The following is a 26,728-nucleotide window of genomic DNA, read 5'->3' on the forward strand; positions in this document are numbered from 1 at the left end:
TTTCCGCCACGCCGAGGAACCATCCGCGCCGGACACCCCGCGGATCGCTTTCGGACCGCGGCGAGCAGCTGGGTGGCGGTGTCCTGGGTCGCGACCGCGTCGTCGAGCACTGTGGAGTCCTGGGCCCGCCGGTGCCTGCCCCTGAGCACGCCGGCGGCCGCTATCACCGCCTTGACCTGCACGAACAACCGGTTCGGATCACCTGAACGCTGCAGGCGACGCCGGAAATAGGTCGACAGTGACGGGTCGAAGCAGCGCCCCGTTTCTGGCGACCGCACCGAACTGGCAAGCGTTCTGGACCAGCACGCCGGGTCCTGGGTGGAGAACGACCGGCGAAAGACGGCCCTAACCGGAACAGCTCGGGCAGACCCCGTCACCGTCTACCGACGGACACCCCAGCCATCCGGTCCTACGGCAAACCGGTCCCATCGGCAGGATCGACGGATTCGTGATGACCCCCTGACAGGGAACTGGACCACGCCGTAGGAGCACCAATCTGACGCGCCGCGTCCCAGTGGCACACTACCTATGTGACCAATGCGGACAACACAGACATCACCCCCCGCAGCGGCACCAGCTGGGACTTCTTCGTGTCCTACGCCCAGACCGACCGGCCGTGGGCGGAGTGGATCGCCTCGACGCTCGAAGAGGCGGGATTGCGCGTACTGATCGAGGCCTGGGAACTCATCCCCGGCGCGAACTGGGTATCAGCCATGGACAAAGGCATCACGCAGGTCACCCCCACGATCGCCGTCGTCTCCCATGCCTACACCCGCTCGGCCCTGAGGACAGCGAAGTGGCGCGCCGCCTGTGCACCCGGCCCCAGCGGGGCAACCCGCACGCTCCTCGTCGCCCGCGTCGAAGACTGTCCACGACCGAGGATGCCAGGCCAGACATTTTCCCTCGACCTCTTCGGGCTCCCCCGGGACGAAGCCCGGTCGGCCTTGCTTCGAGCGGCCGGGCTCGCGGTATCCGGCGCACGGGAGAAGCCAGCTACCGCTCCGCTGTTCCCTGTATCCACGAGGGCATCAACCCAACCACCCTTCCCTGCGCCAGGCACCCATTCTTCCGCCCAGGACACGGTCAAAATCCGGAAGGTGACTGCACCAAAAGGGCAGGCCATCGGCATCAACTACGGCCATGTCTGGCAGCAGCGATTCTCCGGCCCGTTCCGTCTTCTCCGCGATGCGGTCATCCCCCTCGACCCGCTCCCCGGGGACCTACGTCTGGTCGACCCCACCGATCCAGGCAACCCGGTAGGCCGGTTCCGCGGTCGCACCGAACTCATCGAGAAAATCGACATCGCCATCGGTCGATGCATGCAGCAGCGCCGCGGTGGCTACCTGCTCATCGAGGCGGAGGCCGGCATGGGGAAGTCAGCGCTGGCTGCCTACCTTGCGTTCACCCGCGGCTGGCCGGCGCATTTCGCCCGCCTCGCCGACGGCCGTGACCCCGAAACCGCACGACGTAACCTCTCCGCACAGCTCATTGCTTGTTGGAGGCTCGAGGACGCAGCGCCCGGGGGCGTCTTGCCAGCGGATGCGGGGAGCACGAGCTGGCTGCACAGCCGGCTGTGCGATGCCGCCCGTGCCCGGGATCGTAGGGCAGACGCAGCAGGCGAGCCCGCACAGCCGGTGGTGCTGCTCGTAGACGGCCTCGACGAGGCTCCCACTCCAGCCGCCGGAGAACTCCCCCTTGGCCTGCCCCCCGGCCTCCCGCACGGCACCGTCGTCGTCGCCACCACACGCCCGAAAAGAATCAACGCTCCTGCCGGCGGATGGGTCGTCGAGCGCCTCGACGCCGAAAGCGCCACCAATCTGCGGGATCTAAGCGAATATCTGAACACGGTCACGATCACCGACAAACTGATCATCGATGCTCTACACGACGCACGTGTGACGGCCACGCGGTTCTGCCAGATCTTGCTGGAACGGTCCGGAGGGGTATGGATATACGCATTAACCGTTCTTGATCAGATCCGCGATCGCGACCGGTCACCGATCGACATCGACAGGCTCCCGGACGGACTCGCCAGCTACTACGCCGACAACTTGCAACGCTGGTGCGCCGATCTCGGAGAAGACCGATGGAACTCCCAGGGCCTCCCAGTGCTGGCCACCCTCGCCGCCTCCCTCGAACCTCAGCCTGCTGCCGTCATTGCGGCTTGGCCGGCGTCCCGGAGCGAGCCGCCCGCACCCTTCTCCGCGGGCCTTTCCGCCCCTTTCTCGCCACCCACCAGGGCGGCGATCCCGACCTTTATCTTCCCCGCCACCAAAGTCTGCGCGAATTCATCGCTGGCGTTTCCATCGTCCACAGCGATGACGAAGATCTGCGCCATCTCGGCCACAGCCTTCGCGAGGCCACTCACACCGCTCACCGTCGCATCACAACCGCTCTCACCCCGCTCGACCCTCCCGATCGGCGGAACTGGACGGCCGTCTCCGACTACACCCGCGCCCATCTCGCCGAACACGCCACCCACGCCGGCCTTCTGGATGCCATGGTGACTGACCCGGGATTTCTCATCACCTGCATGAACGGCGGTATCCTGAAATTTCGTCACCAGCTCCGCACCGCCGAGGGCGTCGCCGCAGTGAACGCCTACGAACAGGCCCAGGACGACTGGGTCGCCCACCCCGACGACCCCCCCGTCTGGTGGCTGCATGTCTGGGCGCACAAGACCCGCGCCACCTTCCTCGCCAGGAACGCCGCGCGCCACGTTCAGAACATTGCGACTGCCAAATGGGGTATTCAGGCCGCCATGTGGGCCGGAACGACCCATCGCGTCCTTACTGGCCACACCGACTGGGTGAACGCCGTGTTGGCGATCACACTGCCGGATGGCACCACCCTCCTCGCAAGTGCCAGCAACGACGAAACAGTGCGGCTCTGGGATCCCATCACCGGACAAGCCGCCGGCATACCTCTCACCGGTCACACGAGCCGAGCGAACGCCCTGGCAGCGGTGCCCCTGCCAGACGGGACCACCCTCCTCGCCAGCGCCGGCGACGACGGAACAATACGCCTGTGGGAACCCACCACCGGACAACCAGTCGGAACACCTCTGATCGGCCACACCGGGCCGGTGAATGCTTTGGCGTCGGTGACGCTCCCATCGGGCGACCTCGCCCTCGCCAGCGCCGGCGACGACGGAACAATACGCTTCTGGGAACCCACCACCGGACAACCGGTCGGAACACCTCTGATCGGCCACACCGACTGGGTGCTCGCCCTGGCAGCAGTACCACTTCCAGACGGGAACACTCTCCTCGCCAGCGCCGGCAACGACGGAACAGTCCGCCTGTGGAACCTGACTGACAGACAACCCGTCACTTCTGCAAGCAACCGTCATACCCGCCCAGTGAATGCCCTGGTTGCGGTGCCCCTGGCAAGCGGGAACACTCTCCTCGCCAGCGCCGGCGACGACGGAACGATACGCCTGTGGGAACCCACCACCGGACAACCACTCGGAACACCCCTGATCCGCCACACCGACAGGGTGCTCGCCCTGGCAGCAGTACCACTTCCAGACGGGAACACTCTCCTCGCCAGCGCCGGCAACGACGGAACAATACGCCTCTGGGAACCCACCACCGGACAACCAGTCGGAACACCGATCGCTGGCCATGCCAGTCGAATAGCCTGCTTGGCCGCGATACCCGCCACCAATGGCACCATTCTCCTCGCCGGCGGCGACGACCATGAAGCGGTTCGGCTGTGGGATCCAACGATCGGACGAACCTCCGGCCCGGCCCTCGCGGGCCATGCCGGCCCCGTAAACGCTCTGGCTGCTGTGGCACAGCCGGACGGTGCGGTTCTTCTTTCCAGTGCCAGCAACGACAAGACGGTCCGGTTGTGGGATCCCGCCACCGGACAACCAGTCGGCGCACCCCTCACCGGACACACCGACTGGGTACTCGCCCTGGCCTCGGTGCCGCTTGCCGACGGCACGGTTCTCCTCGCCAGCGGCAGCGCCGACCACACAGTTCGGCTCTGGAACCCCACCACCGGACAACCAGTCGGCGCACCCCTCACCGGACACACCGACTGGGTACTCGCCCTGGCCTCGGTGCCGCTTGCCGACGGCACGGTTCTCCTCGCCAGCGGCAGCGCCGACCACACAGTTCGGCTCTGGAACCCCACCACCGGACAACCAGTCGGCGCACCCCTCACCGGACACACCGACTGGGTACTCGCCCTGGCCTCGGTGCCGCTTGCCGACGGCACGGTTCTCCTCGCCAGCGGCAGCGCCGACCACACAGTTCGGCTCTGGAACCCCACCACCGGACAACCAGTCGGCGCACCCCTCACCGGCCACACCGGCCCGGTGAACTCCATCGCCGTCATACCGCAGCCCACTGGCCCCACACTTCTCGCCACGGGCGACGACCGGGCCGTGTGTCTCTGGGATCCCAGCGCCAGGAAGCCGGTTGGGAGCCCGCTGAATGATCAGCGCGATTGGGTACTCACCCTCGCCGCACTACCATCACCCCACGGGCCCGCGCTCCTCGCCAGCGGCAGCGCCAATCACACAGTTCGGCTCTGGAACCCCACCACCGGACAATCGGTCGGCGTACCCCTGATCGGCCACACCGGCCGGGTGAACTCCGTCGCTGCCGTACCACTGCCCACAGGCCCCACACTTCTCGCCACCGGCGGAACCGACCGAGCTATTCTTGTTTGGACGTCGCCGCCGCACGACGATCGCGTTACCTAAGAATTTGCGACGACGGTTTCCCTACATGCCCAACCGCAGATAGGACGACCGCCAGTTCGATACCAGACGGAATCGATAGTACTCCACAGGGATCGACTGGACGGCCGGCCTGGTCCTTGGAGAGGAATTCTGATCACACAAGTCCCGCCAAGCATCACACCCACGTTTCATCGAGGCCATCCGACAACTGCCACACATTGCCCCGCCAAGCTCTGCTAGAATTTTTGGCTACGTCCAACGGTTCTCTGTCACCGATAAACACGGCCCTAACCCGTCGGGAGCTGATCGTGCCTCTTCTTCGCCTGTCCGGACGCCTCCTACTCCAGGACAGCCAGTCCGGCCACCTCCCGGAGCGCCTTTCCGAGTTGCATCAAGAAAAATTCTCGCACAACGCATCGGCTAGCGAGGTTCACTCGTGGAGGAATAGCCTTCTGGAACTCGGCGAAGTGCTGCGTGACACCGGACTCGAGCAGGTCGAAGTACTGGTAGAGCACCGACTTCCATTTTCCAGCCTACGTGCGGACGCAATTCTCGCCGGCCAGCACCCGGAAACAGGGGAAGCCTCATATGTCATCATTGAGCTCAGCCAATGGAGCAGGGCCCGCCTCGAGCCGGAGTCAAACGATCTGTGCCTCGTCGGCACGACCGGAGGTTCACCAAGACTTCATCCGCTAGTACAGGTCGACCGCTACCGCGAATACCTGCAGGATTTTACCATTTTTCTCGCCGGAGCGGCCGACGGCCTCGCAGGGGTCGCATACCTACACAACGCCAACGAAGCTGACGTCGAAGAGCTGCTCGAATACCCTCAGGACAAGCATCTCCGCCTGTTCACCGCCACCACTCGGGATGCCCTTCTTGATTACCTGGGCGAACGACTCTCGCCCGCCCCGGGTGCGCCTGCCGCCGACGCGCTGCTAAAAAGCTCCGTCGCGCCGAGTCGCCAGCTGATGCGGTTGGTGGCACAGGAAGTGTCGACGAACGAACAGTTCACCCTCCTGAACGAGCAGCAGGTGGCGGCCTCACTGGTAAAGAGGGCCGTCTCACGTTCTCACCGCACCGAGCAGAAGGAGGTCATCATAGTTTCGGGAGGTCCCGGAACAGGGAAGAGTGTGATCGCGGTACAACTCTTGGGCCACCTTGCCCGCAATGGGCGCACTGTGCTACATGCGACCGGGTCCAGATCCTTCACGACGACGCTCCGGCACACCGCAGGAAAAGGAAATAGAAGAGTTCAGAAGCTGTTCCGGTACTTTAACAACTTCACGAGCACCGAACATGACGGAGTCGACGTCCTGATCTGCGACGAGGCCCACCGAATCCGGCAGACCTCGAATAACAGGTTCACTCCAGCCAGCAAGCGGAGCACCCGCCGCCAGCTGGAGGAGCTTCTCGACGCTGCGAGAGTGCCAGTCTTTCTCCTCGACGAACACCAGGTTGTGCGACCGGGAGAGATAGGTACTATCGATGCTATCAGGGAGGCCGCGCGCGATCGAGGTTTTGTCGTCCACCACGTCGACCTGAACGGTCAGTTCCGGTGTGGCGGCAGTCGTAACTACGAGCAGTGGGTCAGCCAGCTGATGTCACTGGTCCCCGGCGGTCCCCGGCCATGGAAGAGCGAGGACGAGTTCCAGGTGAGGGTCGCTTGCTCTCCCCAGGAAATGGAGGACTTTCTGCGCTCCAGGCAGGATGCGGGTTTTACGGCCCGCATTACCGCCGGCTTCTGCTGGCCGTGGAGCTCTCCTTCCTCCGACGGCACCCTGGTCGAGGATATCGTCATCGGGGAGTGGCGCCGGCCCTGGAACCTCCAGGGGGATCGGCCAATGGGCGGCGTGCCCGCTTCTGCACTGTGGGCCACCGACCCGGCGGGATTCGGTCAGGTCGGTTGCATCTATACAGCTCAGGGTTTTGAGTACGACTGGAACGGGGTGATCTTCGGCCCGGACCTGGTTTGGAGGACTGACGGCTGGCGAGCCAACAGCGCCGCCAGTAGGGACACCGTGGTCCGCGCAGCGGCCGCAGACTTCGACCCGCTGATCCGTAATACTTACAAGGTTCTCCTCACCCGCGGGATGGTCGGCACTGTCGTCTATTCTACCGACCCGGAGACCCAGGCCAAGTTTCAAGAACTGCTCTGACTGGCCTCGGCTGCGGTCCCCGAAATGCGCTAGCCGAGAACACATCCTCCCATGGTGCAGCATGAAGCCGATTCGCGTGTGGCACGGCCGAAGTCCAGAGCCACCTGGTTCCCTTCACGGCGACTCAGGTAGAGGCCTGGAGTGACTCGGTGAGCGCCGTCAGGTCTCGGATGAGCTTCTGGGCGGTGTCGATGTCGATGCCGTAGCGCTGGAAGAGGCGCAGCGGGACCTCCGCCGCCCGGGCGCGTAGCTCGCGCCCGGGCCCGGTCAGGGCGATGAGGACGCGGCGCTCGTCCGCCCGGTCGCGGCTGCGGGTGGCCAGGCCGAGGTCCTCGAGGCGCTTGAGCAGCGGGGTGAGGGTGCCGCTGTCAAGATGCAGCCGGGCGCCGATGTCACCGACCGCGAGCGGTTCGGACGCCTCCCACAGCACGAGCATGGTCAGGTACTGCGGGTAGGTGAGGCCGAGCTCGGCCAGCTCCGGCCCGTAGGCGCGGGTTGTGGCCCGGCTCGCGGCGTACAGCGCGAAGCAGAGCTGGTTACCCAGCTCCAGCTGGGGTACGCGGTCCGCCACGCGATCGACAGTAGCAGACATCTCTTGCGTCATTAGATTGTGCGCAATACTGTTGGCCACAATCTAACCGAGAGGAACCGAAAGATCATGGATGCTCTCTACACGGCGATCGCAACCGCCTCCGGGGACGGCCGCAACGGCCACACCGAGAGCGAGGACGGCCTGCTCAACGTCGACGTCCGGATCCCCAAGGAGATGGGCGGCCCCGGCGGCGCCACCAATCCCGAGCAGCTGTTCGCCGCCGGCTACGCCGCCTGCTTCCACTCCGCGCTCAAGCTCGTCGGCCAGTCCGCTTCCGCCGACCTGGAGGGGTCGCAGGTCTCCGCCAGCGTGTCCCTCGGAACCCTGCCCACCGGCGGGTTCGGTCTCGCGGTCGAGCTCGACGTCCACATCCCCAACCTCGACCGCGCGACGGCCGAGACGCTCGTCCAGCAGGCGCACGGCGTCTGCCCGTACTCGAACGCCATCAGCGGCAACGTGGAGGTCGACCTCAATGTCGTCTGAGGAGGCGGCGGAGCCCGCCGGCGGAACCGGCCGGGCGCGGGTCGAGCGGGCCCTGCTGGCTGATCTGCTCACCGAGGTCGGGCCGGAGCGGCCGACGCTGTGCACCGGCTGGACCACCCACGACCTCGTCGCCCACCTCGTGACCCGCGAGCGCGTCCCCCGCGCCGGGCCGGGCCTGGTGATCCCCGCCCTGCACGGCGTCACCGAGCGTGCCGAGCGCTCGACGGGGCAGGCGCACAGCTTCGCGGAGCTGGTGGAGCTGTTCCGAAGCGGGCCCGCGCGGTGGAACCCGTCCCGGCTGCGCCGGTTCGACGACGCGACCAATGTCAACGAGTTCTACGTCCACTACGCCGATGTGGACCGTGCCGTCCCGGGCTTCACCCCGCGGGCGCTCGACCCGGTGTCGCGGGAGCGCGTCTGGTCGGCGCTGCGGCTGCTCGGGCGCACCGGGTACCGCGGCACCGGCGCGGAGGTGATCGCCGAACGCACCGACACCGGCGCCCGGCGGGTCCTGCGCCGCGGCACCCCGACGGTGATCATCTCCGGTGTGCCGGAGGAGATTCTGCTGCACGCCTTCGGGCGGCGCTCGGCTGCCCAGGTGGAGATCCAGGGCGATCCCGAGGCCGTCGCCTCGCTGTGACGCCTGGCCACTGTCACACCGGGCCCCGGCACGTCTGGCCCTGGCACGTCTCTACCGCTGTCACACCGGGCCGCGGTGACGGCCGGGCCGGGCAGACGGTGTGGGCCTGCGACGGTCGGGGCGGTTCCGCGGAACCGCCCCGCACCCACTTGTTGCGGCTTCCCGCTCCCGGCCGGGCCTGCTGTGGCGCGGCAAGCCGGCCGCCGGTCAGACGGAGATCAGACGGAGATCAGGTCGACCGTGAGCTCCGTGCCGGTGGCAGCGCGCACGTCGTCGACTGTCACGCCGGGAGCGGTCTCCCGAAGTACGAGACCGCCGCCGGCCACGACGTCGATGACGGCCAGGTCGGTGATGATCTGATGCGCGCAGGCACGGCCGGTCAGCGGCAGGGTGCACTCGTCGACGATCTTGTGGCTGCCGTCGCGGGCGACGTGCTCCATCATGACGATCACGTGCCGGGCGCCGTGGACGAGGTCCATCGCGCCGCCCATGCCCTTGACCATCTTGCCGGGGATCATCCAGTTCGCCAGGTCTCCGGCGCGGGAGACCTGCATCGCCCCGAGGACGGCGACGTCGACGTGACCGCCGCGGATCATCCCGAACGATGTGGCCGAGTCGAAGAAGGACGCGCCGGGCAGTACGGTGACCGTCTCCTTGCCGGCGTTGATCAGATCCGGGTCGACGGCTCTCTCGGCCGGGTAGGGGCCGACACCGAGGATTCCGTTCTCGCTGTGCAGCACCACGGTCACGCCGGCGGGCAGGTAGTTCGGAACCAGGGTCGGCAGGCCGATGCCCAGGTTCACGTACTGCCCGCTTTCCAGCTCCCTGGCGACGCGGGCGGCGAGCTCGGTACGAGTCAGGGCCATGTCAGCTCACCGTCCGCTTCTCGATCCGCTTCTGGGTGTCGGGCACGTGCACGACACGCTGCACGAAGATGCCCGGGGTGTGTACCTGGGCGGGGTCGAGCTCGCCGGGCTCCACCAGTTCCTCGACCTCGGCGATGGTCACCCGGCCGGCGGTCGCGCACAGCGGGTTGAAGTTCGCGGCGCTGGCCCGGTAGACGAGGTTGCCGTGCCGGTCGCCCTTCCAGGCGTGGACGAACGCGAAGTCGCAGACGATCCCGCGCTCGAGCACGTAGCTCCTGCCGTCGAACTCGCGGGTCTCCTTGGGCGGCGAGGCGACCGTGACGCCACCGGAGCCGTCGTAGAGCCATGGCAGACCGCCGTCCGCGACCTGGGTGCCGACGCCGGCCGGGGTGTAGAAGGCGGGGATCCCCGCACCGCCGGCCCGGAGCCGCTCGGCGAGCGTGCCCTGCGGGACGAGCTCGACCTCGAGCTCACCGGCGAGGAACTGACGCTCGAACTCCTTGTTCTCCCCCACGTACGAGCCGGTGGTGCGACGGATCCGGCCCGCCCGCAGCAGCAGGCCGAGGCCCCAGTCGTCCACGCCGCAGTTGTTGCTCACCGTCTCAAGGTCCTTGGGGCCCGCGTCGAGAAGCGCGCGGATGAGGCCGCTCGGGATGCCGCAGAGCCCGAACCCGCCCACGGCCAGCGACGCCCCGTCAGGGACGTCCGCCACGGCGAGCGCCGCGCTCGGAACCACCTTGTCCAACCTGTCCACCCCTCACTCGCGTATCGGTGCCGGTTCTCATCCGTCCACTGCAAGCAGGCAACAACGGTCGCTGGGCGCCGCCGGATCTCCGCGCCGCCGCTCGGCGACCTCACGGGCCCTCGTGCCGGACAGGACACGACGCCCGGGGAGCGGCTGGTGGCGAACAGTGCTCCGGGGGATGCGGCACGCATGCCACCTTTCAGGCGACGGCTTACGTTAGCAGAGACTCACATCCGTGTCGGTGAACCTCACCCGAACAGGTTCCGCCCCTCGTGGGAGCCACCCAGCGCCACCCAGCACGCCCCCGCCACCCGGCGGCACGAGCCGGCGGCGCAGCGGCGCGGCGCCCGTCGCGGCGCCCGTCACGACTGCCGTAACCGCCGGCAGCGGATGCCGGCACCTTCCGTCATCGCGGCAATTAGTGCGGCGACCGCCCACGGATCAACGAACTCTGCGCTGGACTGCGTCCGGGGCACGACGGTACGTTAAGCAGCGATCCACCGGCGCGCGACCGCGCAATTCCTGCCGCGAACCTTCCGCGGCGAACCCGCCCGAGGCGACCTGGAGGCATCCGACCGATGCTGTCGACGGCGAGATCAGCGCCGAAGGCCACCCGGATCGTCACCGACGGATTCTTACCGGGCCGCCAGACCACCGAGCCCGGATTAGTGTCCACCCGCGGCGGCGGCGAAAGGGAACACCTGCGCGGGATTTCATGGTCGGCGCGAACACCCTAGGCGAGCCGCCACCCTGACCTGCCTCCGGGGAGGCAGCGGTGGCCCAACAGCTGGTAGCAGCCCCGCCAGGGCAGCATGATCCGCCGAGTCCACCTCGGCGCCCCGCCTGCCAGGCCTCCTTTTCCCGGCTTTCAGCTCCTTTCAGTTCCCTTCAACTCCACGGCGGATGGTATCCGCCCCGACCGCGAGAGGGTGACCGGATGCGACGCACGGTCTACGGCCCCGAACACGATGCTTTCCGGGCCGCAGTCAGGTCCTTTTTCGAAAAGGAGATCGGGGCCCATTACAACGAATGGGAGGAGGCCGGCCTTCCACCACGCGACTTCTACAACAAGGCCGGCGACCTCGGAATTCTGGGGCTTTGCATCCCGGAGGAGTACGGCGGCGGCGGCGCCGATTTCCTGTTCAACGCCGTCGTCACCGAGGAGGCCGCCCGGGCCGGCTATGCGCTGGGCCCGCTGCGCATCCACGCCGACATCTCCGTGCCGTATTTCGTCGACCACGGCAACGCCGAGCAGAAGCAGCGCTGGCTGCCAGGTCTGGCGAGCGGTGAACTGGTCGCGGCGCTGGCGCTGACGGAGCCGGGTGCGGGGTCGGATCTCGCCGGTATGTCCACCTCCGCGCGCCGCGACGGCGACCACTACGTGGTGAACGGGTCCAAGACGTTCATCACCGGTGGCCTGAACGCCGATCTGTTCCTCACCGCGGTGAAGACGGACCCGACGCAGCGCCACGCCGGCCTGTCGCTGCTGGTCATCCCCGGCGACCTCGCGGGAGTCAGCCGGGGGGCGCCGCTGCACAAGATCGGGCTGCACATCCAGGAGGCCGTGGAGATCTTCTTCGACGACGTGCGGGTGCCGGCGGAGAACCTGCTCGGCGAGGAGGGCCAGGGGTTCACCTACCTGACCTCGCACCTCGTCCAGGAGCGGCTCTCGATCGCGATCAACGCCCAGGGCGCGGCAGCGTCGATCGTCGAGCAGACCGTCGAGTACGTCAACGGCCGCAAGCTGTTCGGCAAGACCCTCAACACCTTCCAGAACACCAAGTTCGTGCTCGCCGGGTGCGCGACGGAGGTCGACGCGGGCCAGGCGCTGCTGGACCAGGTCCTGCTCGCGCATGTGGCCGGCGAGGCGACGCCGGCGGACGCGGCGAAGGTCAAGCTCTACTGCACGGAGATGCAGGGCCGCGTGATCGACGCCTGCCTGCAGTTGTTCGGCGGCTACGGCTACATCAACGAGTACCCGGTGGCGCGGGCGTGGGCCGATGCGCGCGTCGGTCGGATTTACGGCGGTTCCAGCGAGGTGATGAAGACGATCATCGCGAAGTCGCTTGGGCTGTGACGTCTCCCGATGCGACCGCGACCCTCCCGGAGGTGACCTGACGTGCCCGTTCGCCATGATCACTGGATCGACGGCAAGGCGGTGGTGCCGGCCGGCGGGGGCTACCTGCCCACGCTGGAGCCGGCGACCCGCGAGCCCGGCGACGAGATCGCCGCGGGTTCCGGCGCGGACGTCGAGCATGCCGTCACGGCGGCCGCGGCGGCGCAGCCGGAGTGGGCGCGGCGCTCCGGAGCGGACCGCGGCGAGATCCTGCTGCGGGTCGCCGACGCCATGGACGCGCACGCGCCCCAGCTGACGGAGCTGGAGCGGGCCGCCACCGGCAAGGTTCCGCGCCAGCTCAAGGCCGAGATCGAGATGTCGGCCGCCTATTTCCGCTACTACGCGGGGGTGTTGCGGGCCCACCACGGCCGCGTGATCGACCAGGGCGGCGCGAGCCACACCTACACCCGGCTCGAACCGTACGGAATCATCGCGGTGATCACCCCGTGGAACCTGCCGTTGAACCAGGCCTGCCGGGCGCTGGCCCCGGCGCTGGCGGCGGGCAACGCCGTGGTCGCCAAGCCCTCGGAGCTGACCTCGGCCTCCACGGTGTACCTGGCCAGGCTGGCCAGCGAGGCCGGTCTGCCGGACGGAGTCCTGAACGTGGTGACGGGGACGGGTCCGGAGGTCGGCACGCCGCTGGCGACCGATCCGCGGGTCGGGCGGATCACCTTCACCGGATCGGTGCCCACCGGCCGGTACCTGGCCCGGATCGCCGCCGACCGGCTGGTTCCGGTCACCCTTGAGCTCGGCGGCAAGTCCCCGCTGGTGGTGTTCGCCGACGCCGATCTGGAGCGGGCCGCCGCCGCGGCGGTCGCGTCGGCCGCGACCAACGCGGGGCAGGTCTGTTCGGCGACCACCCGCCTGCTCGTCGAGGCGTCCGTGCACGACGCGTTCGTGGAGCGGGTGGTCGCCGGCGTGGAGCGCCTCATCCCGGGCGTCGACTTCGGCCCGATCATCACCGAGGCGCAGTACACGAAGGTCCTGGACTTCTTCGCGGCGACGAGCGCGTCCGGGCTGGAGCCGGTGACCGGCGGCGGGCCGTACCTGGACGGGCCGGGAGCCCGGGGCTTCTACCTGCGTCCCACGGTCTACGCCGGGGTGGCGCCGGACCTGCCGGTCGCCCGGGAGGAGATCTTCGGCCCGGTGCTGGTCACGATGCCGTTCGACGACGAGGACGAGGCGCTCACGCTGGCGAACGACTCCGAGTACGGCCTGGTCGGCAGTGTGTGGAGCGGTGACGTCGCGCGCGGGCTGCGCCTCGCCGAGCGCATCGACGCCGGGCAGGTCGCGGTGAACGGCGGGCCGATGACGATCGAGACACCGTTCGGGGGCTACAAGGCCAGCGGGTACGGGCGGGAGAAGGGGCTGGAGGCCCTGGCCGAGTACGTCCGGGTGAAGACCGTCAGCCTGTCCCTCTACTGAGAGCACCTGTTGTAGAGCACGTCCTGATAGCACCACCGGCACCAGGGAAGGATCTGAATCGACCATGGAACGCAGCGAGCAGCTTCGGGCCGCCTACGCCATGCGCCGGGCCATGCTGGGCGACGCCTACGTGGACAGCGCCACCGGTGACACCGACGAGATCAGCCAGCAGTTCCAGGACCACATCACCGCACAGGCGTGGGGGGTGTGGACTCGGGAGGGGGTGCTGTCCACCCGGGACCGCAGCCTGCTGGTGATGGCGATGACCGCGGCGCTGGGCCGGATGGAGGAGTTCCGCCTGCACGCGAGCTCGTCGAGCCGCACCGGTGTGAGCGACGCGGAGATCGACGAGCTGCTGTTCCAGGTCGCGGCCTACTGCGGCGCACCGGCGGCGATCTCGGCCCGCCGCGCGGTCAGGGCCCTGCGGGCAGAACGCGCCGGGCAGTGACCGGGCCGAGCGTCGGGTTCGTCGGGCTCGGGAACATGGGCGGCGCGCTCGCCGCGAACGTGGCGGCGACCGGTCTCGACCTGGTGGTGCACGACGCCGCCGGTCCGGCCCGCGCACCGCAGGGCACCACGTTCGTCGAGGACGTCGCCGCCGTGGCCCGCGCCGCCGAGGTCGTCGTGCTGAGCCTGCCCGACGGCACCGTCTCCGAGAAGGTCACCGCCCAGCTCGCCGACACGGCCGACCGGCGGGTCACGCTGGTCATCGACACGTCGACGATCGGGGTGAGCGCCGCCGGGCGCATCACCGAGCTGCTCGCCGCCCGCGGGATCGGCCATGTCGACGCGCCGGTGTCCGGCGGAGTGGCCGGCGCCCGGGCACGGACGCTGACGGTGATGTACGCAGGCACGGACGAGGCGTGCGCCCGGGCGGAACCGGTCCTGGCCGCGCTCACCGACCGCCGGCGCCGGGTCGGCGAGCGCCCCGGGCTCGCCCAGGCCCTCAAACTGGCGAACAACTTCCTCGCCGCGGTGGCGCTCGCCGCCACCAGCGAGGCGGTGGCGTTCGGGACGGCCGCCGGCCTGGATATGGCCACGATGCTGGACGTGCTCAATTCCGCCAGCGGGCAGAACAACGCGACCGCGGAGAAGTTCCCGCGCCAGGTCCTCACCGAGAACTACGCCGCCGGATTCACGAACTCGCTGATGGCGAAGGACCTGCGCCTGTATCTCGGCGAGGTGCGCGAGTTGGACGGGCCGCTGTCGATGGGCACGGTCACGTCTTCGTTGTGGGAGGCATTCGCCGACGCGGAGCCGGGTGTCGACTTCACCCGTATCTATCCGTACGTCCGGGGCGACTGAGCCGGCGCTGAAAGAGGTTGTTCCGGGGCCGTCCGAGAAAGCGGGTCGGGCCGCCCCGGCAGCCTCGCCGGGCGCGGAGACCACGGCGCGGTACACGGGCCGAGCCCGATATGGCATCCTCCTCTCCACAAGAGGGAGGAATCTTCTCGACTGGAGAGAACTTCCGGCCGACCGGGGCCGGGGCGCAGCCGCGGGCCGGCGTCCGCCTGGGAGCCACGACCCACCCGTGGTGACACCACGCGACCGTCGAACTCCAAACGGTGAGACACCACGTCGCCACGGGGCTTGACGTTGACTCTGACACCCCTCACGTGGAAACCTAATTATCGACCGCGAGAACGGAGTTCTCACCGAGACGAGGGGAGGCCGGACGACGATGGGTGTGTCGTTCTGCTCAGCTTCGTCGTCGGCTGACCCGTGGACCACGTCGACGGCCGCCAGGAGACGGGATCCGTCCTGCGCCATCGGGGCCGCTCACCTGCTCGCCACGGCCCGCAGCACTGTCGGCATAGAGCTCGAACACGAGAGGTAGACCTGTGCCCCACTACAAGAAGCCCGACGCGGGCAGCTGGACCCAGCACTATCCCGAGCTCGGCACCGCGCCCGTCGACTACACCGACTCGATCGACCCCGCGTACTACGAGAAGGAGCGCGAGGCGGTCTTCAAGCGCAGCTGGCTGCACGTCGGCCGGGTCGAGCGCCTCCCCCGCACCGGCAGCTACTTCACCAAGGAGCTGCCCGTCCTGAACACGTCGCTGATCATCGTCAACAGCGGCGACGGCAAGATCCGCGCGTTCCACAACGTGTGCCGCCACCGCGGCAACAAGCTGGTCTGGAACGACTTCCCGGGCGAGGAGACCGAGGGCAGCTGCCGGCAGTTCATCTGCAAGTACCACGCCTGGCGCTACGACCTCACCGGCAAGCTCACCTTCGTCCAGCAGGAGGGTGAGTTCTTCGACCTCGACAAGGCCGACTACGGCCTCAAGGAGGTCCCCTGCGACGTGTGGGAGGGGTTCGTCTTCATCAACCTCAACCCGCAGCAGACGCTCGCCGAGTACCTCGGGGACTTCGCCAGGGGCCTGGAGGGCTACCCGTTCGGCGAGATGACCGAGGTCTACTCGTACAAGGCCGAGATCGGCGCCAACTGGAAGCTGTTCATCGACGCCTTCGCCGAGTTCTACCACGCGCCGATCCTGCACCAGAAGCAGGCGGTCAAGGCCGAGGCCGAGAAGCTCATCGGCTTCGGCTTCGAGGCGCTGCACTACGAGCTCAAGAGCCCGCACTCGATGGTGTCCTCGTGGGGCGGCATGTCCCCGCCCAAGGACCTGAACATGGTCAAGCCGATCGAGCGGGTGCTGCGCAGCGGCCTGTTCGGCCCGTGGGACCGCCCTGCCATCGACGGGCTCGACCCGCTGCCGGCCGCCCTCAACCCGGCCGGGCACCGCGCCTGGGGCCAGGACTCGTTCGAGTTCTTCCCCAACATGACGCTGCTGATCTGGGCGCCGGGCTGGTACCTGACCTACCTGTACTGGCCGACCGCGGTCGACAAGCACATCTTCGAGGCGAACCTCTACTTCGTCCCGCCGAAGAACGCCCGGGAGCGCCTCGCGCAGGAGCTCGCCGCGGTGACCTTCAAGGAGTACGCGCTCCAGGACGCCAACACCCTCGAGGCCACGCAGACCATGCTGGCCACCCGTACCGTCAGCGAGTTCCCGCTGTGCGACCAGGAGATTCTCCTCCGGGCCCTGCACAAGGAAGTCGGCGACCGCGTGAAGGAGTACAGCGATGCCTCTGCCGTCTGAGTTCTCGGCCCTGGAGCCGTACCTGGCCTGGGATCTGGCGACCGAGCCGGAGCGCTACGCCAAGCGGCTCGCCTCCACGATGGACGAGATGCAGGAGTTCTACGACGCGGCCTTCCCGCTTCTCGAGGACGCGATCACCTTCTGCGACAAGTTCCCCCTCGACGACCTGTCCGAGGAGGCCCGCACCGTCATGCACCTGATGCAGTCCCTGGTCATGGTGTCGTTCCCGGTCGAGGTGTGGAAGCAGCCGCGGGTGCCCGACAGCGGTGCCGCCTACCTGGATGTGACCGTCGAACCCGTCGTCTGACGGGAACGACGTTCGCGGGTGCTGCTCCACGGGTACCCGGGACCAGGCACCGGGTCTGTCGACCCCCCGGCGAGGTCGACAGACCCGGTATCCATGGAACGTGTGCGATAGAACATATGCGGTAGAACGCGTGCGGTAGAACGCGATGTTCGCGATGAAGGGTGGCACGGGCTTTGTCCACTGACGATGTCGTCGAGATCCAGCAGCTGCTCGCCAAGTACGCGGTGACCATCACCAAGGGCGACATCGACGGGCTGCTTTCGGTCTTCACTCCGGACGGCACCTACAGCGCCTTCGGTGACGTTTTCACCCTCGACCTGTTTCCCAAGATGGTCGCGGCCGCGCCCAAGGGGCTGTTCCTGACCGGGACCGCGCTGGTCGACCTCGACGGTGACACCGGTACCGGCACCCAGCCGCTCTGCTTCATCGAACACTCCAAGCACGACATGCGGATCGGCTACTACTCGGACACCTACCGGCGCACGGCGGACGGCTGGCGCCTGCGCACCCGGAAGATGACCTTCATCCGCCGCAGCGGTGACCACGACTCGGGACGTCCGCACGCGTACGAGCCGACCCCGTGACCAGCCTTGTGACGGAGCCCGCGACGGTCGAGGAGTTCCGGGCGGCCGTCCGGGAGTGGTTCGCGCACAACGATCTCTCCGCCGGCCCCGACCACTCCCTCGACGGTCAGGTCGCGCAGCTGGCCCGGGTGCGTCGCGCCCTGTACGACGCCGGCTGGATGCGGTACGGCTGGCCGGCCGAGGTGGGGGGCCTGGGCGGGCCCGCGGCGCTGCGCGCGGTGCTCGGTGAGGAGGTCGCCAGCCGCGACCTGGCGGAGCCGGGGATCTACTCGATGATCGAGGTCCTCGCCCCCACCATGATCTCCTACGCGCCGCCGGCGCTGGCCGCCGAGATGGTGCCGCTGCTGCTGTCCGGCGCCGAGCAGTGGTGCCAGGGCTTCTCCGAGCCCGGATCGGGCAGTGACCTGGCCTCGCTGTCGACCCGCGCCGAGCCCCGCGGCGACGACTGGGTGGTCAACGGGCAGAAAGTGTGGACGAGCCTGGCGCAGTACTCCCAGCGCTGCGTGCTGCTCACCCGCACCGCGCCGGGCCACGGCGGGATCACCGCCTTCTTCGTCGACATGGACACGCCGGGGATCACGGTCCGCCCGCTGCGCACCATGCACGGCATCGACGAGTTCGCCGAGGTGTTCTTCGACGACGTCGTCGTACCGGGCGATCGGATGCTCGGCCGGCCCGGTGACGGCTGGCAGCTCGCGATGGACCTGCTCCCCCACGAGCGGTCCACCTGCTTCTGGCATCGGGTCGCGTTCCTCTACGAGCGGCTGGAACGGCTCATCGGCGAGACCGCGACCACGACGGCGGCCGCAGCCGCGACCGCGGCCTCGGGCGCGGCCGGGGCCGACGACGCTGATCTGGGCGCGGCGTACCTGGCGTTGCACACGATCAGGTGCCGTTCCCACGCGACCCAGCGCCGCCTCGCCGACGGCGCCCGCCTGGGCCCGGAGACGTCCATCGACAAGGTGCTGCTCGCCACCGCCGAACAGCGCCTGTTCGACACCGCACGCGACCTGCTTCCCGGCGCCGTCGAGCTCACCGACCCCCGCTGGCGCTCCGAGTACCTCTACTCCCGGGCCGCGACCATCTACGGCGGCACCGCCGAGATCCAGCGGAACATCATCGCGCGCCGACTGCTCGACCTCGGCAAGGAGTAAAGGGGTAACCGTGGACGCCGCCGAACGCGACCTGGTCGTCGAGACCTTCCGCAAGGCCATGACCGGCAGCAGCGGGGCCGCCCTGGATGCCGCTCTGGACGAGCTCGGCTGGGCCGACCTGCTCACCGAGGAGCCGGACACCGCCATCCCGGTGGTGTTCGCCCTGCTGGGCGAGACCGGCAGCCACGCCTCCGTCCTCAACGACGTCGTGGCCCAGGCCGGCGGTGAGCCGCTCGGCACCACCGTGACGCTGCCGTTCACCGGTGGCCGCTGGGTCCGCTGGGAGCGCGCCGACGCCCCCGCGGCGCAGCCGTCCTCCGAAGGCGCCGGCGATCTCCTCGACCCGACGCTGCCGCTGCGCCTGGCGGCGCCTGGCGACCCGGGGCTCCCCCTCGCCGCGGCCCATCGTGCGCTGGGCTGGTGGCTGCTGGGCACCGGCCGGACGATGCTCGCCCTCGCCCGTGAGCACGCGTTGGCCCGCGCCCAGTTCGGTCGGCCCATCGCGTCGTTCCAGGCGGTCCGCCACCGGCTCGCCGAGACCCTCGTCGCGCTCGAGGGCGCCGAGGCCACCCTGAACGCGGCCACCGCGTCGCCGGAGCCGTTCACCTGCCTGCTCGCCAAGGCCGCGGCCGGCCGGGCCGCCCTGGACGCCGCCCGCCACTGCCAGCAGGTCCTCGCCGGCATCGGCTTCACCGCCGAGCACGACTTCCACCATCACCTGCGGCGTGCCCTCACGCTCGACGGGCTGCTCGGCAGTGCGCGCGACCTCACCCGCCAGGCCGGCGCGCACATCCGCGAGCAGGGCCAGGCCCCTCGCCTGATCAACCTCTGACCGGCGCAGCCGCCAGGCGAGCCGGGATCTCTCCCGTGCTCGCGGACCCATCGGTATGATCACTCGGCAGGAACGGCGCCAGAACCAACGGGCCCTTGGCAACTGACGTCGAGGATCGGCCGGGATGCCTACAGAGATCATGCACTGGGATTTCTTCATCTCCTACACCCAGCCCGATCGTCCCTGGGCCGAGTGGGTCGCCTGGCAGCTGGAGGAGGCCGGGTATTCGGTTCTCCTGCAGGCCTGGGACTTCGTGCCGGGGTCCCACTGGACCAGTCGGATGCATGACGGCATCCTCGGCGCCGAAAGAATGATCGTCCTGCTGTCGCACGCCTACCTGAGATCCGTGTACGGCCAGGCGGAATGGCAGGCGGCTTTTCGCAGTGATCCGGCGGGCAGGGCACATCGCCTGGTCCCGGTCCGCATCGAGGACTGCCCGCGACCTGGGCTGTTGGGCGGAATAGTCTCCTTCGACCTGTTCCAGCTCTCGGACGAGGACGCGAAGGCCATCCTCCTCAACCAGATCGCCGTTGTGGTCGCGGGCCGGGCGAAGCCTCCGGCCGAGCCCCCCTTCCCCGACGTCGACGCCGAGGAGAGCAGCACCGGGCCGAGTGTTCAACCGTGGTTCCCCGGCCGGGCGACCGCCGGTTCTCCAGCGGCCACAGGTGGATCGCCGGCACCGGCCTTCACCACGGTTCGCGTCGATTCCAGCCCATATCCCCTCCTCACCGCACCATGCGGACTCGTGGGACGACAGGTCGAGACCGACCAGATCTCCAGGTTCGTCGAGAACACCGCCGCCAACGCGGACCGGGTCATGGTCATCAGAGCCCTCGGAGGAATGGGAAAGTCCGCTCTCGCGTGGGACTTCCTCCGCAGCCAGGCGAGTGGGGACCACCGGCCGAAAAGACTCGAAGCCGTCGTGTGGTGGTCATTCGAGGATGGCGGAGCGGTCGAGCTCTTCGAGGCGCTCGCGCGGGTTCTGGATGCGATCTCCCCGGGCGAGCGAGCCGACCTCGGGACTGTTGAACGCGCATTCACACTGATACGTGAGAGACGAGTCGTCCTGGTACTCGATGGTGTCGAACGCCAGCTCGCCGCGTACAGTTCGATGCCCCATCGCCCGATGCTGGACGGCGAGCGACGGGTCACTCCCGTATCCGTCACGGAGCGTCGTCTGGTGGACGGGCGCATACGCCGACTGATTCTGGAGGTACTGGAGGGAGCGGATTCCCGCATCATCATGACAACCCGCCTGATGCCCGAGGAGCTCGAGGCCACGGCAGGGATCTCCCGGCGCGGAGTCATGCTGATGGATCTTCCGCCCATTCCACCGCCCGCCGTAGATCATCTTCTCGACAGTCTGGGAGCGCCGGCGGATGCCCTGCTCCGCAGCGAGATCGAGCGCATCTCAGCGGGTAATCCCCTGGTGCTCCAGACTGCTGCCAGCGCCTTGGCAACCGGACGCGTGGACCCCTCCTCGCTGGTCTCAGACGTAGCAGCCCGAGGTATACCAGAGGCCACGATCGAAGGATCCATCACGGCCCGCGAGGAATTCCTGAGCCTGTTGGTAAGTCGCCTCGACGAGAGTGAGCGGACGGTCGCAACAGTGGTCGCGGCCTTCGTCGAATCACCGACGACGGCGGAGGTCAGGCGGGTCGTGGGCAGGCTCGACAGAGAACCTCCCATCGACGATGGAGAGATCGAGGAAGCACTGGGCCGTCTCAACGCCCTGACCTTGGTGACACGCGGCGAGTCCGGACTGGGAGAACGACGCTGGAGCATGCATCCGGTCGTCCGCGGATCGGTCCGGTCCATCGCCGGCACCACCCGTTCCAAAGTCCTCGGCGCGATACGGAACGAGTTTTCCGACGCCCCCGATCCGGCCGTGGACGACGTCTATGACCTGATCGACCTCCGACCACAGATCGAGCTCTTCAACGCGTTATGCGACCTTGACATGTGCGACGAGGCGGCGCGCCTGTACCTGCGAACCCTGTCCGGGCCTCTCATGCGTCACCTGAAGGAGAACCCGCGACGGCTGCAACTGGTGGGACGTCTGTTTCCGGGTGGCTGGGGAGAGGGCACGGCCGTCAAGGATCCCACCCTTGACGTCGGCATTCTCAACGAAGCGGCGCTGACTCACCAATGGCTCGGACAGAACAAGATCGCAGCCGGTCTCCTCCGTGCCGCGATGAAGAGATCCAACGTCGACGACGCACACCTGCAGAGCAATCTGGCCTCCATCCTCATGTACACCGACGATCTTGAGGATGCCTGCCACTCCGCGGTCGTCGCACTGCGGCTCTCAGCGCAGGCCGGTGACACGCGCAGGGCGGTGATCACTCTTTACTATCTGGCCATCATTCTCCGACAGACCGGTCGGAGCTCACAGTCCGTCCTCAGGGCAATCGATCAGTTGGACCACCGTGGCCTTCCACCAGCCTGGGTTGCCCTCCGCCGGGGTGACCTGGCGCTTTGGGACGGCAGAGCAGATCTGGCCCTCGACTACGGCAGGCGTTCGCTTCAGGCGGCGACACGTCTGAAACGGCCCTACGAGCCTTCGGTGATCGAGGCATCGCGGCTGGTGGGTCAGGCGCTCGTGGCCTGTGGCCGGCCTGATCAGGCGATCCCGCTGTTGGAGGACGCCCTGCGAAGAGCCGGGCGCCTGGTCCTGATACAGGAGGAGCTCGCCGCCAGGGTCGCCCTCGCAAAGGCGGTCCAGATCAAGGATCCAAGCGGGGCCGAAAGGCTTCTCAGGGACGGCTTCGACCACCGCGACCCCCGCGAGTACAGGTGGTTCGCCGTAGACGGACTGGTTGTCCTCGGTGAGATCCGCCAGTCGGAGGGCAGGCACCGAGAGGCGGCCCTGTGCCGGCAGCAGGCACGTGCGCTGGCCCGTGGACCGTCCGGGTGGGCTTACGTTCTCTGGCAGACCGACATGGCCGACGGCCGGACACAGCATGGTCCGAGCGGGTCCGATGACGGATCCGCCGTGCCGCCGGAGGTCAGCGAGGTCCTGAGGCTACTCGTTCCGCGCTGACCAGCCAGCGGGACGAACGCCGCCTTGGTGACCGGACCGCCGAGGGGTGCCGCCGGCGGCACCCCTCACGCAGGTCAGCCGGTGGTGCCGTCGGCGCAGAGACGTTCTTTGGCCACGTCGAAGGCGGTGCCAGCGGGGTTGACCTTCACGAAGGCGTAGCAGCTGAGCGGGTTCTTCGCGTTGGTGCCCAGGTTGATCGGTGCGAGCAGGCCGTCGGCGTCGTAGCTGCGTTGCTGGCGCAGGCCGGTCATGAACGAGTCCCGGGTCGGGCAGTCGCCGGCGACGTCGAGGCCGCGCAGGAACATGTCGGCGAACAGGTAGCCGTACATGGCGAACTCCTGCTCGGGCTGCGTGGTCTCCGGCGAGTATCTGACCATGGCGTCGCGGTAACGATCGAGGCCGGCGCCACCGGCCTCGAAGGGCCGGAAGTACACGGGAATGGAGACCCCGGCCAGCGCGCGCCCCAGCGACGACAGGGTGGAACGGGCGTAGCCGCTGAGCGAGACGCTCGCGGCGAGGTTGAGGTTCGCCTGGCGGGCGGCGCCGATCACGGCGGCCATGTCCTCGGCGGAGGTGAAGCCCAGCAGGGAGTCGGCGCCGGCCGCGGCCAGCTGTTGGGCTGCCCGCAGCGGGCTCGAGCTGGCGCTGGCGAAGGAGATGGCGTCCGTGCTGTCGAGGCCGATCTGGCGGAACGCGTCCCGGTAGAGGTTGGTGGTCGACAGGACGGAGTCCTGCGAGCCGGTGACCAGGATGCCGACCTTCTTGCCACCCGCGGCCTGGATGTAGCGGCCGACGGTCTGGGGGGAGGTCTGGTAGGCGTAGGCGAACAGGTTCTGGTAGCGGGCCCAGCTTTCCACCGCGAGGCCGACCACCGGGACGCCCTGTTTCTCCGTGTTGTCCAGCGAGCCGCCGAGCGCGATGCTGACGGACAGGATGCCGAACACCGAGTCTCCGTCGACGAGGTCGCTGACGACCTGGGCGTTGTCGCTCTGGGAGGCCTTGTCGTCCTGCCAGTCGTAGACGACCTTGCGCCCGTGCACGCCGCCCTCGGCGTTGGCGAGGCCGAGACGGGCGTCCACCCCGGCACGCGCGGAGGAGAACGCGAGGGAACCGGTGCCGGAGTCGGAGACCACGAGGCCGATCCGGACCTGGTCGGCCGTGACGCCGGGGCTGTCACAGGCGGCGGCGGTGGCCTCCGGTGCTCCCGACTGCGCGGCACAGCCCGTCACGCCCGCGAGCAGAACCGCCACCGCCGCGCATAACAGGCACCGTAAACCACCCGTGCGCATCTTTCCCCCAGGCTGGACGAGCGAGAGGGGGCGCCCGGCGATGCCACAAAGCACGGCCCCGACACTCCCCACATACGCGGATCTTCATACTCACATGACGGAGCATGATGTTAGCCACATTATGGGGCAGTCGCACAAGATGGTTTCTATTAAGTCGACCGCATTCCTGACCGCGCACCCGTCCGTACACGATCTTCCGAGTCTGGTGGTTCCTGCGGAAGTCTCCCGCAGAAGTCCGCCGCGCGGAAGTCCCCCGGCGGAGTCATCCCGAGCGCCCGCCGGGCCCGGCGTCAGACCACTCGATCCCGGCGCAGTGCGGTGATCTCCTCCGGGGCGTACCCGAGCTCGGCCAGGACGGAGTCGGTGTGCGCACCGAGCGCGGGCACGGCGCCCATCGGCGGGGCCCATTCGGCCGCGATCGGGGGTGGCAGCAGCGCGCGGGTGGGGCCGGTGGGTGTGTCGATCTCGCGCCAGCGGTCCCGCGCGGCCAGGTGTGGGTGGTCGAGGACGTCCTGCACCCCGTTGAGCCGGGCGTTGCCGAGCTCCGCGTCGTCCAGGATCTGCTGCGCGCGGTCCAGGGTGACGCCCTTCGCCCAGGCCGCGATCACCTCGTCCAGCTGGGCCCGCTCCCGGACCCGGTCGGCGTTGCCGGCGAAGGCCGGATCGTCGGCCAGGTCGGGCCGGTCGAGGACCTGGCGGGCCAGCCGCTGCCACTCGCGGTCGTTGGTGGTTCCCAGCACGACGGTCTGGCCGTCCGCCGTCAGGTAGGAGCCGTAGGGCGCGACAGCCGGCGAGCCGACCCCGGCCGGCTCCTGCTCCACGCCGGTCCCCTGGGTGTAGTTGAGCGGGTACCCCATCCACTCGGCGACGACGTCGAACAGGCTGATCGCGATCGCGGAGCCCCGCCCGGTCGCCGACCGGGCGTGCAGGGCCGCCAGCACCGAGCTCAGCGCGTACATGCCGGTGGCGAGATCGACCAGCGGGATGCCCGCCTTGGCCGGGCGGCCCGGCTCACCGGTCACCGCGCAGGAGCCGCCCTCGGACTGGACCAGCAGGTCGTAGGCCCGCTTGTGGGACAGCGGGCCGCCCTCGCCGTAGCCGGAGATGTCGACCGCGATCAGCCGCGGGTGGCGGGCGCACGCCTGCTCGGCGGCGACGCCCCGGCGGCTCGCCGCACCCGGGCCGAGGTTCTGGATGAGGATGTCGGCGCGGCTCAGCAGCCGTTCCAGCACCTCGGCTCCGCGTGGGTCCGTCCAGTTGAGGCTCACCGACTCCTTGCCCCGGTTGCACCACACGAAGTGCGCCGCCATGCCGTTCAGCGCGTCGTCGTAGTGGCGCGCGAAGTCGCCGCCGCGCGGGTTCTCGACCTTCACCACCCGCGCGCCCATGTCGGCCAGGTGCCGGGTCGCGATCGGGGCCGCGACGGCCTGCTCCAGTCCGACGACAACGAGCCCTTCGAGAGGGCGCCGGCCGCCTGTCGCGGGCCCGGGCAGCTCCCGCTCGTCCGTTGCGGTCATGGCGCCTCCTCCAACTCGGCCGACGCCGTCGGATGACGCGTCGCACTGGTGCGGTGCGGTGCGGGATGGAGCAGGACAGGCCGGATCGAGCCGGGCGGACCGGGCAGGACCCAGGCCCGGGCAGGACCCTAGTTCGCCTGCTTGATCGCGGACTTCATCTGGTCGAGGTTGACCAGGACCGGCCAGCCGCTGACGCTCAGCGCGTTGCCGTGCCCGGTCTGGTGGATGTCGAACACGGACTGGATCGCCGCGTAGAAGCCCTGCACGTCGAGGGTCTGGTTGACCGCCCGCTTGGCCTGGCGCAGCCCGAAGCTCGGCATCGTGGCGATGTGCGCGGCGAGCGCCCGGGTCTGCGCGTCGAGCTCCTCGCGGGGCACCACCTTGTTCACCATGCCGATCTGCTCCGCCTCGGTGGCGGTGACCGCGCGGCCGGTGAACAGGATCTCCTTGGCCTTGCGGGGCCCCAGCTCCCAGGTGTGCCCGTGGTACTCGACGCCGCCGATGCCCATCGCCACCACCGGGTCCGAGAACAGCGCGTCCTCGGCGGCCACGATGAGGTCACAGGGCCAGGCCAGCAGCAGCCCGCCGGCGATGCACCGGCCCTGCACCGCGGCGATCGACGGCTTCGGCACGTTGCGCCACCGCAGCGAGAACTCCAGGTACCGCCGCGCCTCCACCTGGTAGATCCACTCCAGGGTGATCTTCTCCGGGCCGGGTGAGCTGGACTTCAGGTCGTGCCCCGCGGAGAAGTGCTTACCTTCCCCGCGCAGCACGATCACCGCGACGTCGTTGTCCGACGCGGCCTTCGTCCAGGCCGCGTCGAGCTCCTCCAGGAGCTCCATGTTCTGTGCGTTCGCGGCGTCGGGCCGGTTGAGGCTGATCGTCGCGATCCGGTCGGCGACTTCGTAGTTGATGTACACACCAGGCTCCTCAGTTCCGGGGCAGCCCGAGCACGCAGTTCAGGCAGCGCTCGAACCATCAAGACGACTTCGAGGTTCAGGTGAGCGTACGACCCGCCCGAACCCGGATGTACCAGGTGCGGCCAGCCTCGGCCGCCCCCGTCATCCGCTCCGTCACCCACTCCGACGCCCGCTGGACCGCCTCGGATCTCCCAACATCCCAGAGTCGGGTCGCAGGTTCCACCCAACGCCGGCCCGCCGGTAGCCAGCCCGG

Annotated in this window: 21 protein-coding genes and 1 pseudogene; 15 read left to right on the plus strand and 7 right to left on the minus strand. The window is 68.7% G+C overall.

What is annotated here, in order from left to right; translation table 11 throughout:
* Window positions 1-47 precede the first annotated feature (47 nt).
* A pseudogene (locus ACG83_RS47190) lies at window positions 48-269 on the minus strand (IS5/IS1182 family transposase); the annotation flags it as partial.
* Window positions 270-530: 261 nt separating this feature from the next.
* On the opposite strand from ACG83_RS47190, the gene ACG83_RS33155 reads away from it, so the two are divergent.
* From ACG83_RS33155 to ACG83_RS33165, 3 genes are all read left to right on the plus strand, one after another.
* Complete coding sequence (locus ACG83_RS33155) at window positions 531-2,507, plus strand: toll/interleukin-1 receptor domain-containing protein (RefSeq protein WP_083473788.1); 1,977 nt, start codon at window positions 531-533, stop codon at window positions 2,505-2,507.
* Complete coding sequence (locus ACG83_RS33160) at window positions 2,501-4,717, plus strand: WD40 repeat domain-containing protein (RefSeq protein ID WP_054570190.1); 2,217 nt, start codon at window positions 2,501-2,503, stop codon at window positions 4,715-4,717. The genes ACG83_RS33155 and ACG83_RS33160 overlap by 7 nt, the downstream gene beginning before the upstream one ends.
* Window positions 4,718-5,004: 287 nt before the next feature.
* On the plus strand, window positions 5,005-6,855 hold the full coding sequence (locus tag ACG83_RS33165) for a DUF2075 domain-containing protein (RefSeq protein ID WP_054570191.1): 1,851 nt from the start codon (window positions 5,005-5,007) through the stop codon (window positions 6,853-6,855).
* 124 nt (window positions 6,856-6,979) lie between these two features.
* Here ACG83_RS33165 and ACG83_RS33170 read toward each other — a convergent pair whose 3' ends face one another.
* Window positions 6,980-7,447, minus strand: coding sequence for a MarR family winged helix-turn-helix transcriptional regulator (locus ACG83_RS33170; RefSeq protein ID WP_235498347.1), 468 nt, complete (start codon window positions 7,445-7,447; stop codon window positions 6,980-6,982).
* A 66-nt stretch (window positions 7,448-7,513) separates the two neighbouring features.
* Here ACG83_RS33170 and ACG83_RS33175 point away from each other — a divergent pair, with 66 nt between their 5' ends.
* Together ACG83_RS33175 and ACG83_RS33180 are read left to right on the plus strand one after the other, a co-directional pair.
* Window positions 7,514-7,930: an organic hydroperoxide resistance protein gene (locus tag ACG83_RS33175; protein WP_054570193.1), complete on the plus strand. Its 417-nt coding sequence runs from the start codon at window positions 7,514-7,516 to the stop codon at window positions 7,928-7,930.
* On the plus strand, window positions 7,920-8,570 hold the full coding sequence (locus tag ACG83_RS33180) for a TIGR03085 family metal-binding protein (protein WP_054570194.1): 651 nt from the start codon (window positions 7,920-7,922) through the stop codon (window positions 8,568-8,570). Before ACG83_RS33175 ends, ACG83_RS33180 begins: the two co-directional genes overlap by 11 nt.
* Before the next feature lie 218 nt (window positions 8,571-8,788).
* Here the strand turns inward: ACG83_RS33180 and ACG83_RS33185 are convergent, their stop codons facing one another.
* Together ACG83_RS33185 and ACG83_RS33190 are read right to left on the minus strand one after the other, a co-directional pair.
* On the minus strand, window positions 8,789-9,436 hold the full coding sequence (locus tag ACG83_RS33185; RefSeq protein WP_054570195.1) for a CoA transferase subunit B: 648 nt from the start codon (window positions 9,434-9,436) through the stop codon (window positions 8,789-8,791).
* A 1-nt stretch (window position 9,437) separates the two neighbouring features.
* Window positions 9,438-10,181: a CoA transferase subunit A gene (locus ACG83_RS33190; protein WP_054570361.1), complete on the minus strand. Its 744-nt coding sequence runs from the start codon at window positions 10,179-10,181 to the stop codon at window positions 9,438-9,440.
* A 937-nt stretch (window positions 10,182-11,118) separates the two neighbouring features.
* Between ACG83_RS33190 and ACG83_RS33195 the strand changes: the two genes are divergently transcribed.
* The 10 genes from ACG83_RS33195 (at window position 11,119) to ACG83_RS41720 (ending at window position 22,749) form a co-directional block, all read left to right on the plus strand.
* Window positions 11,119-12,258, plus strand: a complete 1,140-nt coding sequence (locus ACG83_RS33195; protein WP_054570196.1) for an acyl-CoA dehydrogenase family protein — start codon at window positions 11,119-11,121, stop codon at window positions 12,256-12,258.
* A gap of 42 nt (window positions 12,259-12,300) precedes the next feature.
* Entirely contained in the window at window positions 12,301-13,722 is a 1,422-nt protein-coding gene (locus ACG83_RS33200; RefSeq protein ID WP_054570197.1) for an aldehyde dehydrogenase, read from the plus strand.
* A 64-nt stretch (window positions 13,723-13,786) separates the two neighbouring features.
* Window positions 13,787-14,170 carry a carboxymuconolactone decarboxylase family protein gene (locus ACG83_RS33205; protein ID WP_054570198.1) on the plus strand — a complete coding sequence of 128 codons (384 nt, stop codon included), beginning with the start codon at window positions 13,787-13,789 and terminating at the stop codon, window positions 14,168-14,170.
* Window positions 14,167-15,027: an NAD(P)-dependent oxidoreductase gene (locus ACG83_RS33210; RefSeq protein ID WP_076828045.1), complete on the plus strand. Its 861-nt coding sequence runs from the start codon at window positions 14,167-14,169 to the stop codon at window positions 15,025-15,027. Before ACG83_RS33205 ends, ACG83_RS33210 begins: the two co-directional genes overlap by 4 nt.
* Window positions 15,028-15,563: 536 nt before the next feature.
* Window positions 15,564-16,829 carry an aromatic ring-hydroxylating dioxygenase subunit alpha gene (locus tag ACG83_RS33215; protein ID WP_054570199.1) on the plus strand — a complete coding sequence of 422 codons (1,266 nt, stop codon included), beginning with the start codon at window positions 15,564-15,566 and terminating at the stop codon, window positions 16,827-16,829.
* The gene (locus tag ACG83_RS33220) at window positions 16,813-17,136 is read left to right on the plus strand and encodes a hypothetical protein (protein ID WP_054570200.1); all 324 of its coding nucleotides are present in this window, start codon (window positions 16,813-16,815) and stop codon (window positions 17,134-17,136) included. The genes ACG83_RS33215 and ACG83_RS33220 overlap by 17 nt, the downstream gene beginning before the upstream one ends.
* Window positions 17,137-17,309: 173 nt before the next feature.
* Window positions 17,310-17,720, plus strand: coding sequence for a nuclear transport factor 2 family protein (locus tag ACG83_RS33225; protein WP_054570201.1), 411 nt, complete (start codon window positions 17,310-17,312; stop codon window positions 17,718-17,720).
* Window positions 17,717-18,874, plus strand: a complete 1,158-nt coding sequence (locus ACG83_RS33230) for an acyl-CoA dehydrogenase family protein (protein WP_054570202.1) — start codon at window positions 17,717-17,719, stop codon at window positions 18,872-18,874. The genes ACG83_RS33225 and ACG83_RS33230 overlap by 4 nt, the downstream gene beginning before the upstream one ends.
* A gap of 10 nt (window positions 18,875-18,884) precedes the next feature.
* Complete coding sequence (locus ACG83_RS33235) at window positions 18,885-19,706, plus strand: acyl-CoA dehydrogenase family protein (RefSeq protein WP_054570203.1); 822 nt, start codon at window positions 18,885-18,887, stop codon at window positions 19,704-19,706.
* A gap of 139 nt (window positions 19,707-19,845) precedes the next feature.
* Window positions 19,846-22,749: a toll/interleukin-1 receptor domain-containing protein gene (locus ACG83_RS41720; RefSeq protein ID WP_063793288.1), complete on the plus strand. Its 2,904-nt coding sequence runs from the start codon at window positions 19,846-19,848 to the stop codon at window positions 22,747-22,749.
* Between the two features lie 74 nt (window positions 22,750-22,823).
* Here ACG83_RS41720 and ACG83_RS33245 read toward each other — a convergent pair whose 3' ends face one another.
* The 3 genes from ACG83_RS33245 to ACG83_RS33255 form a co-directional block, all read right to left on the minus strand.
* Window positions 22,824-24,038 (minus strand): ABC transporter substrate-binding protein, encoded by a 1,215-nt coding sequence (locus tag ACG83_RS33245; protein ID WP_054570204.1) that lies wholly within the window; start codon window positions 24,036-24,038, stop codon window positions 22,824-22,826.
* 290 nt (window positions 24,039-24,328) lie between these two features.
* Window positions 24,329-25,555 carry a CaiB/BaiF CoA-transferase family protein gene (locus ACG83_RS33250; protein WP_054570205.1) on the minus strand — a complete coding sequence of 409 codons (1,227 nt, stop codon included), beginning with the start codon at window positions 25,553-25,555 and terminating at the stop codon, window positions 24,329-24,331.
* Between the two features lie 128 nt (window positions 25,556-25,683).
* Window positions 25,684-26,475: an enoyl-CoA hydratase gene (locus ACG83_RS33255; RefSeq protein ID WP_006540696.1), complete on the minus strand. Its 792-nt coding sequence runs from the start codon at window positions 26,473-26,475 to the stop codon at window positions 25,684-25,686.
* Window positions 26,476-26,728 lie beyond the last annotated feature (253 nt).

The sequence above is a fragment of the Frankia sp. R43 genome, assembly GCF_001306465.1.
Taxonomy (GTDB): Bacteria; Actinomycetota; Actinomycetes; order Frankiales; family Frankiaceae; genus Parafrankia; species Parafrankia irregularis.

Bases quoted from the DNA above. Each gene is read 5' to 3' on its own strand.
- ACG83_RS33160 (WP_054570190.1), top strand. From the start codon at position 2,501: ATGGTGACTGACCCGGGATTTCTCATCACCTGCATGAACGGCGGTATC.
- ACG83_RS33170 (WP_235498347.1), bottom strand. From the start codon at position 7,447: ATGTCTGCTACTGTCGATCGCGTGGCGGACCGCGTACCCCAGCTGGAG.
- ACG83_RS33175 (WP_054570193.1), top strand. From the start codon at position 7,514: ATGGATGCTCTCTACACGGCGATCGCAACCGCCTCCGGGGACGGCCGC.
- ACG83_RS33180 (WP_054570194.1), top strand. From the start codon at position 7,920: ATGTCGTCTGAGGAGGCGGCGGAGCCCGCCGGCGGAACCGGCCGGGCG.
- ACG83_RS33185 (WP_054570195.1), bottom strand. From the start codon at position 9,436: ATGGCCCTGACTCGTACCGAGCTCGCCGCCCGCGTCGCCAGGGAGCTG.
- ACG83_RS33195 (WP_054570196.1), top strand. From the start codon at position 11,119: ATGCGACGCACGGTCTACGGCCCCGAACACGATGCTTTCCGGGCCGCA.
- ACG83_RS33205 (WP_054570198.1), top strand. From the start codon at position 13,787: ATGGAACGCAGCGAGCAGCTTCGGGCCGCCTACGCCATGCGCCGGGCC.
- ACG83_RS33220 (WP_054570200.1), top strand. From the start codon at position 16,813: ATGCCTCTGCCGTCTGAGTTCTCGGCCCTGGAGCCGTACCTGGCCTGG.
- ACG83_RS41720 (WP_063793288.1), top strand. From the start codon at position 19,846: ATGCACTGGGATTTCTTCATCTCCTACACCCAGCCCGATCGTCCCTGG.
- ACG83_RS33245 (WP_054570204.1), bottom strand. From the start codon at position 24,038: ATGCGCACGGGTGGTTTACGGTGCCTGTTATGCGCGGCGGTGGCGGTT.
- ACG83_RS33250 (WP_054570205.1), bottom strand. From the start codon at position 25,555: ATGACCGCAACGGACGAGCGGGAGCTGCCCGGGCCCGCGACAGGCGGC.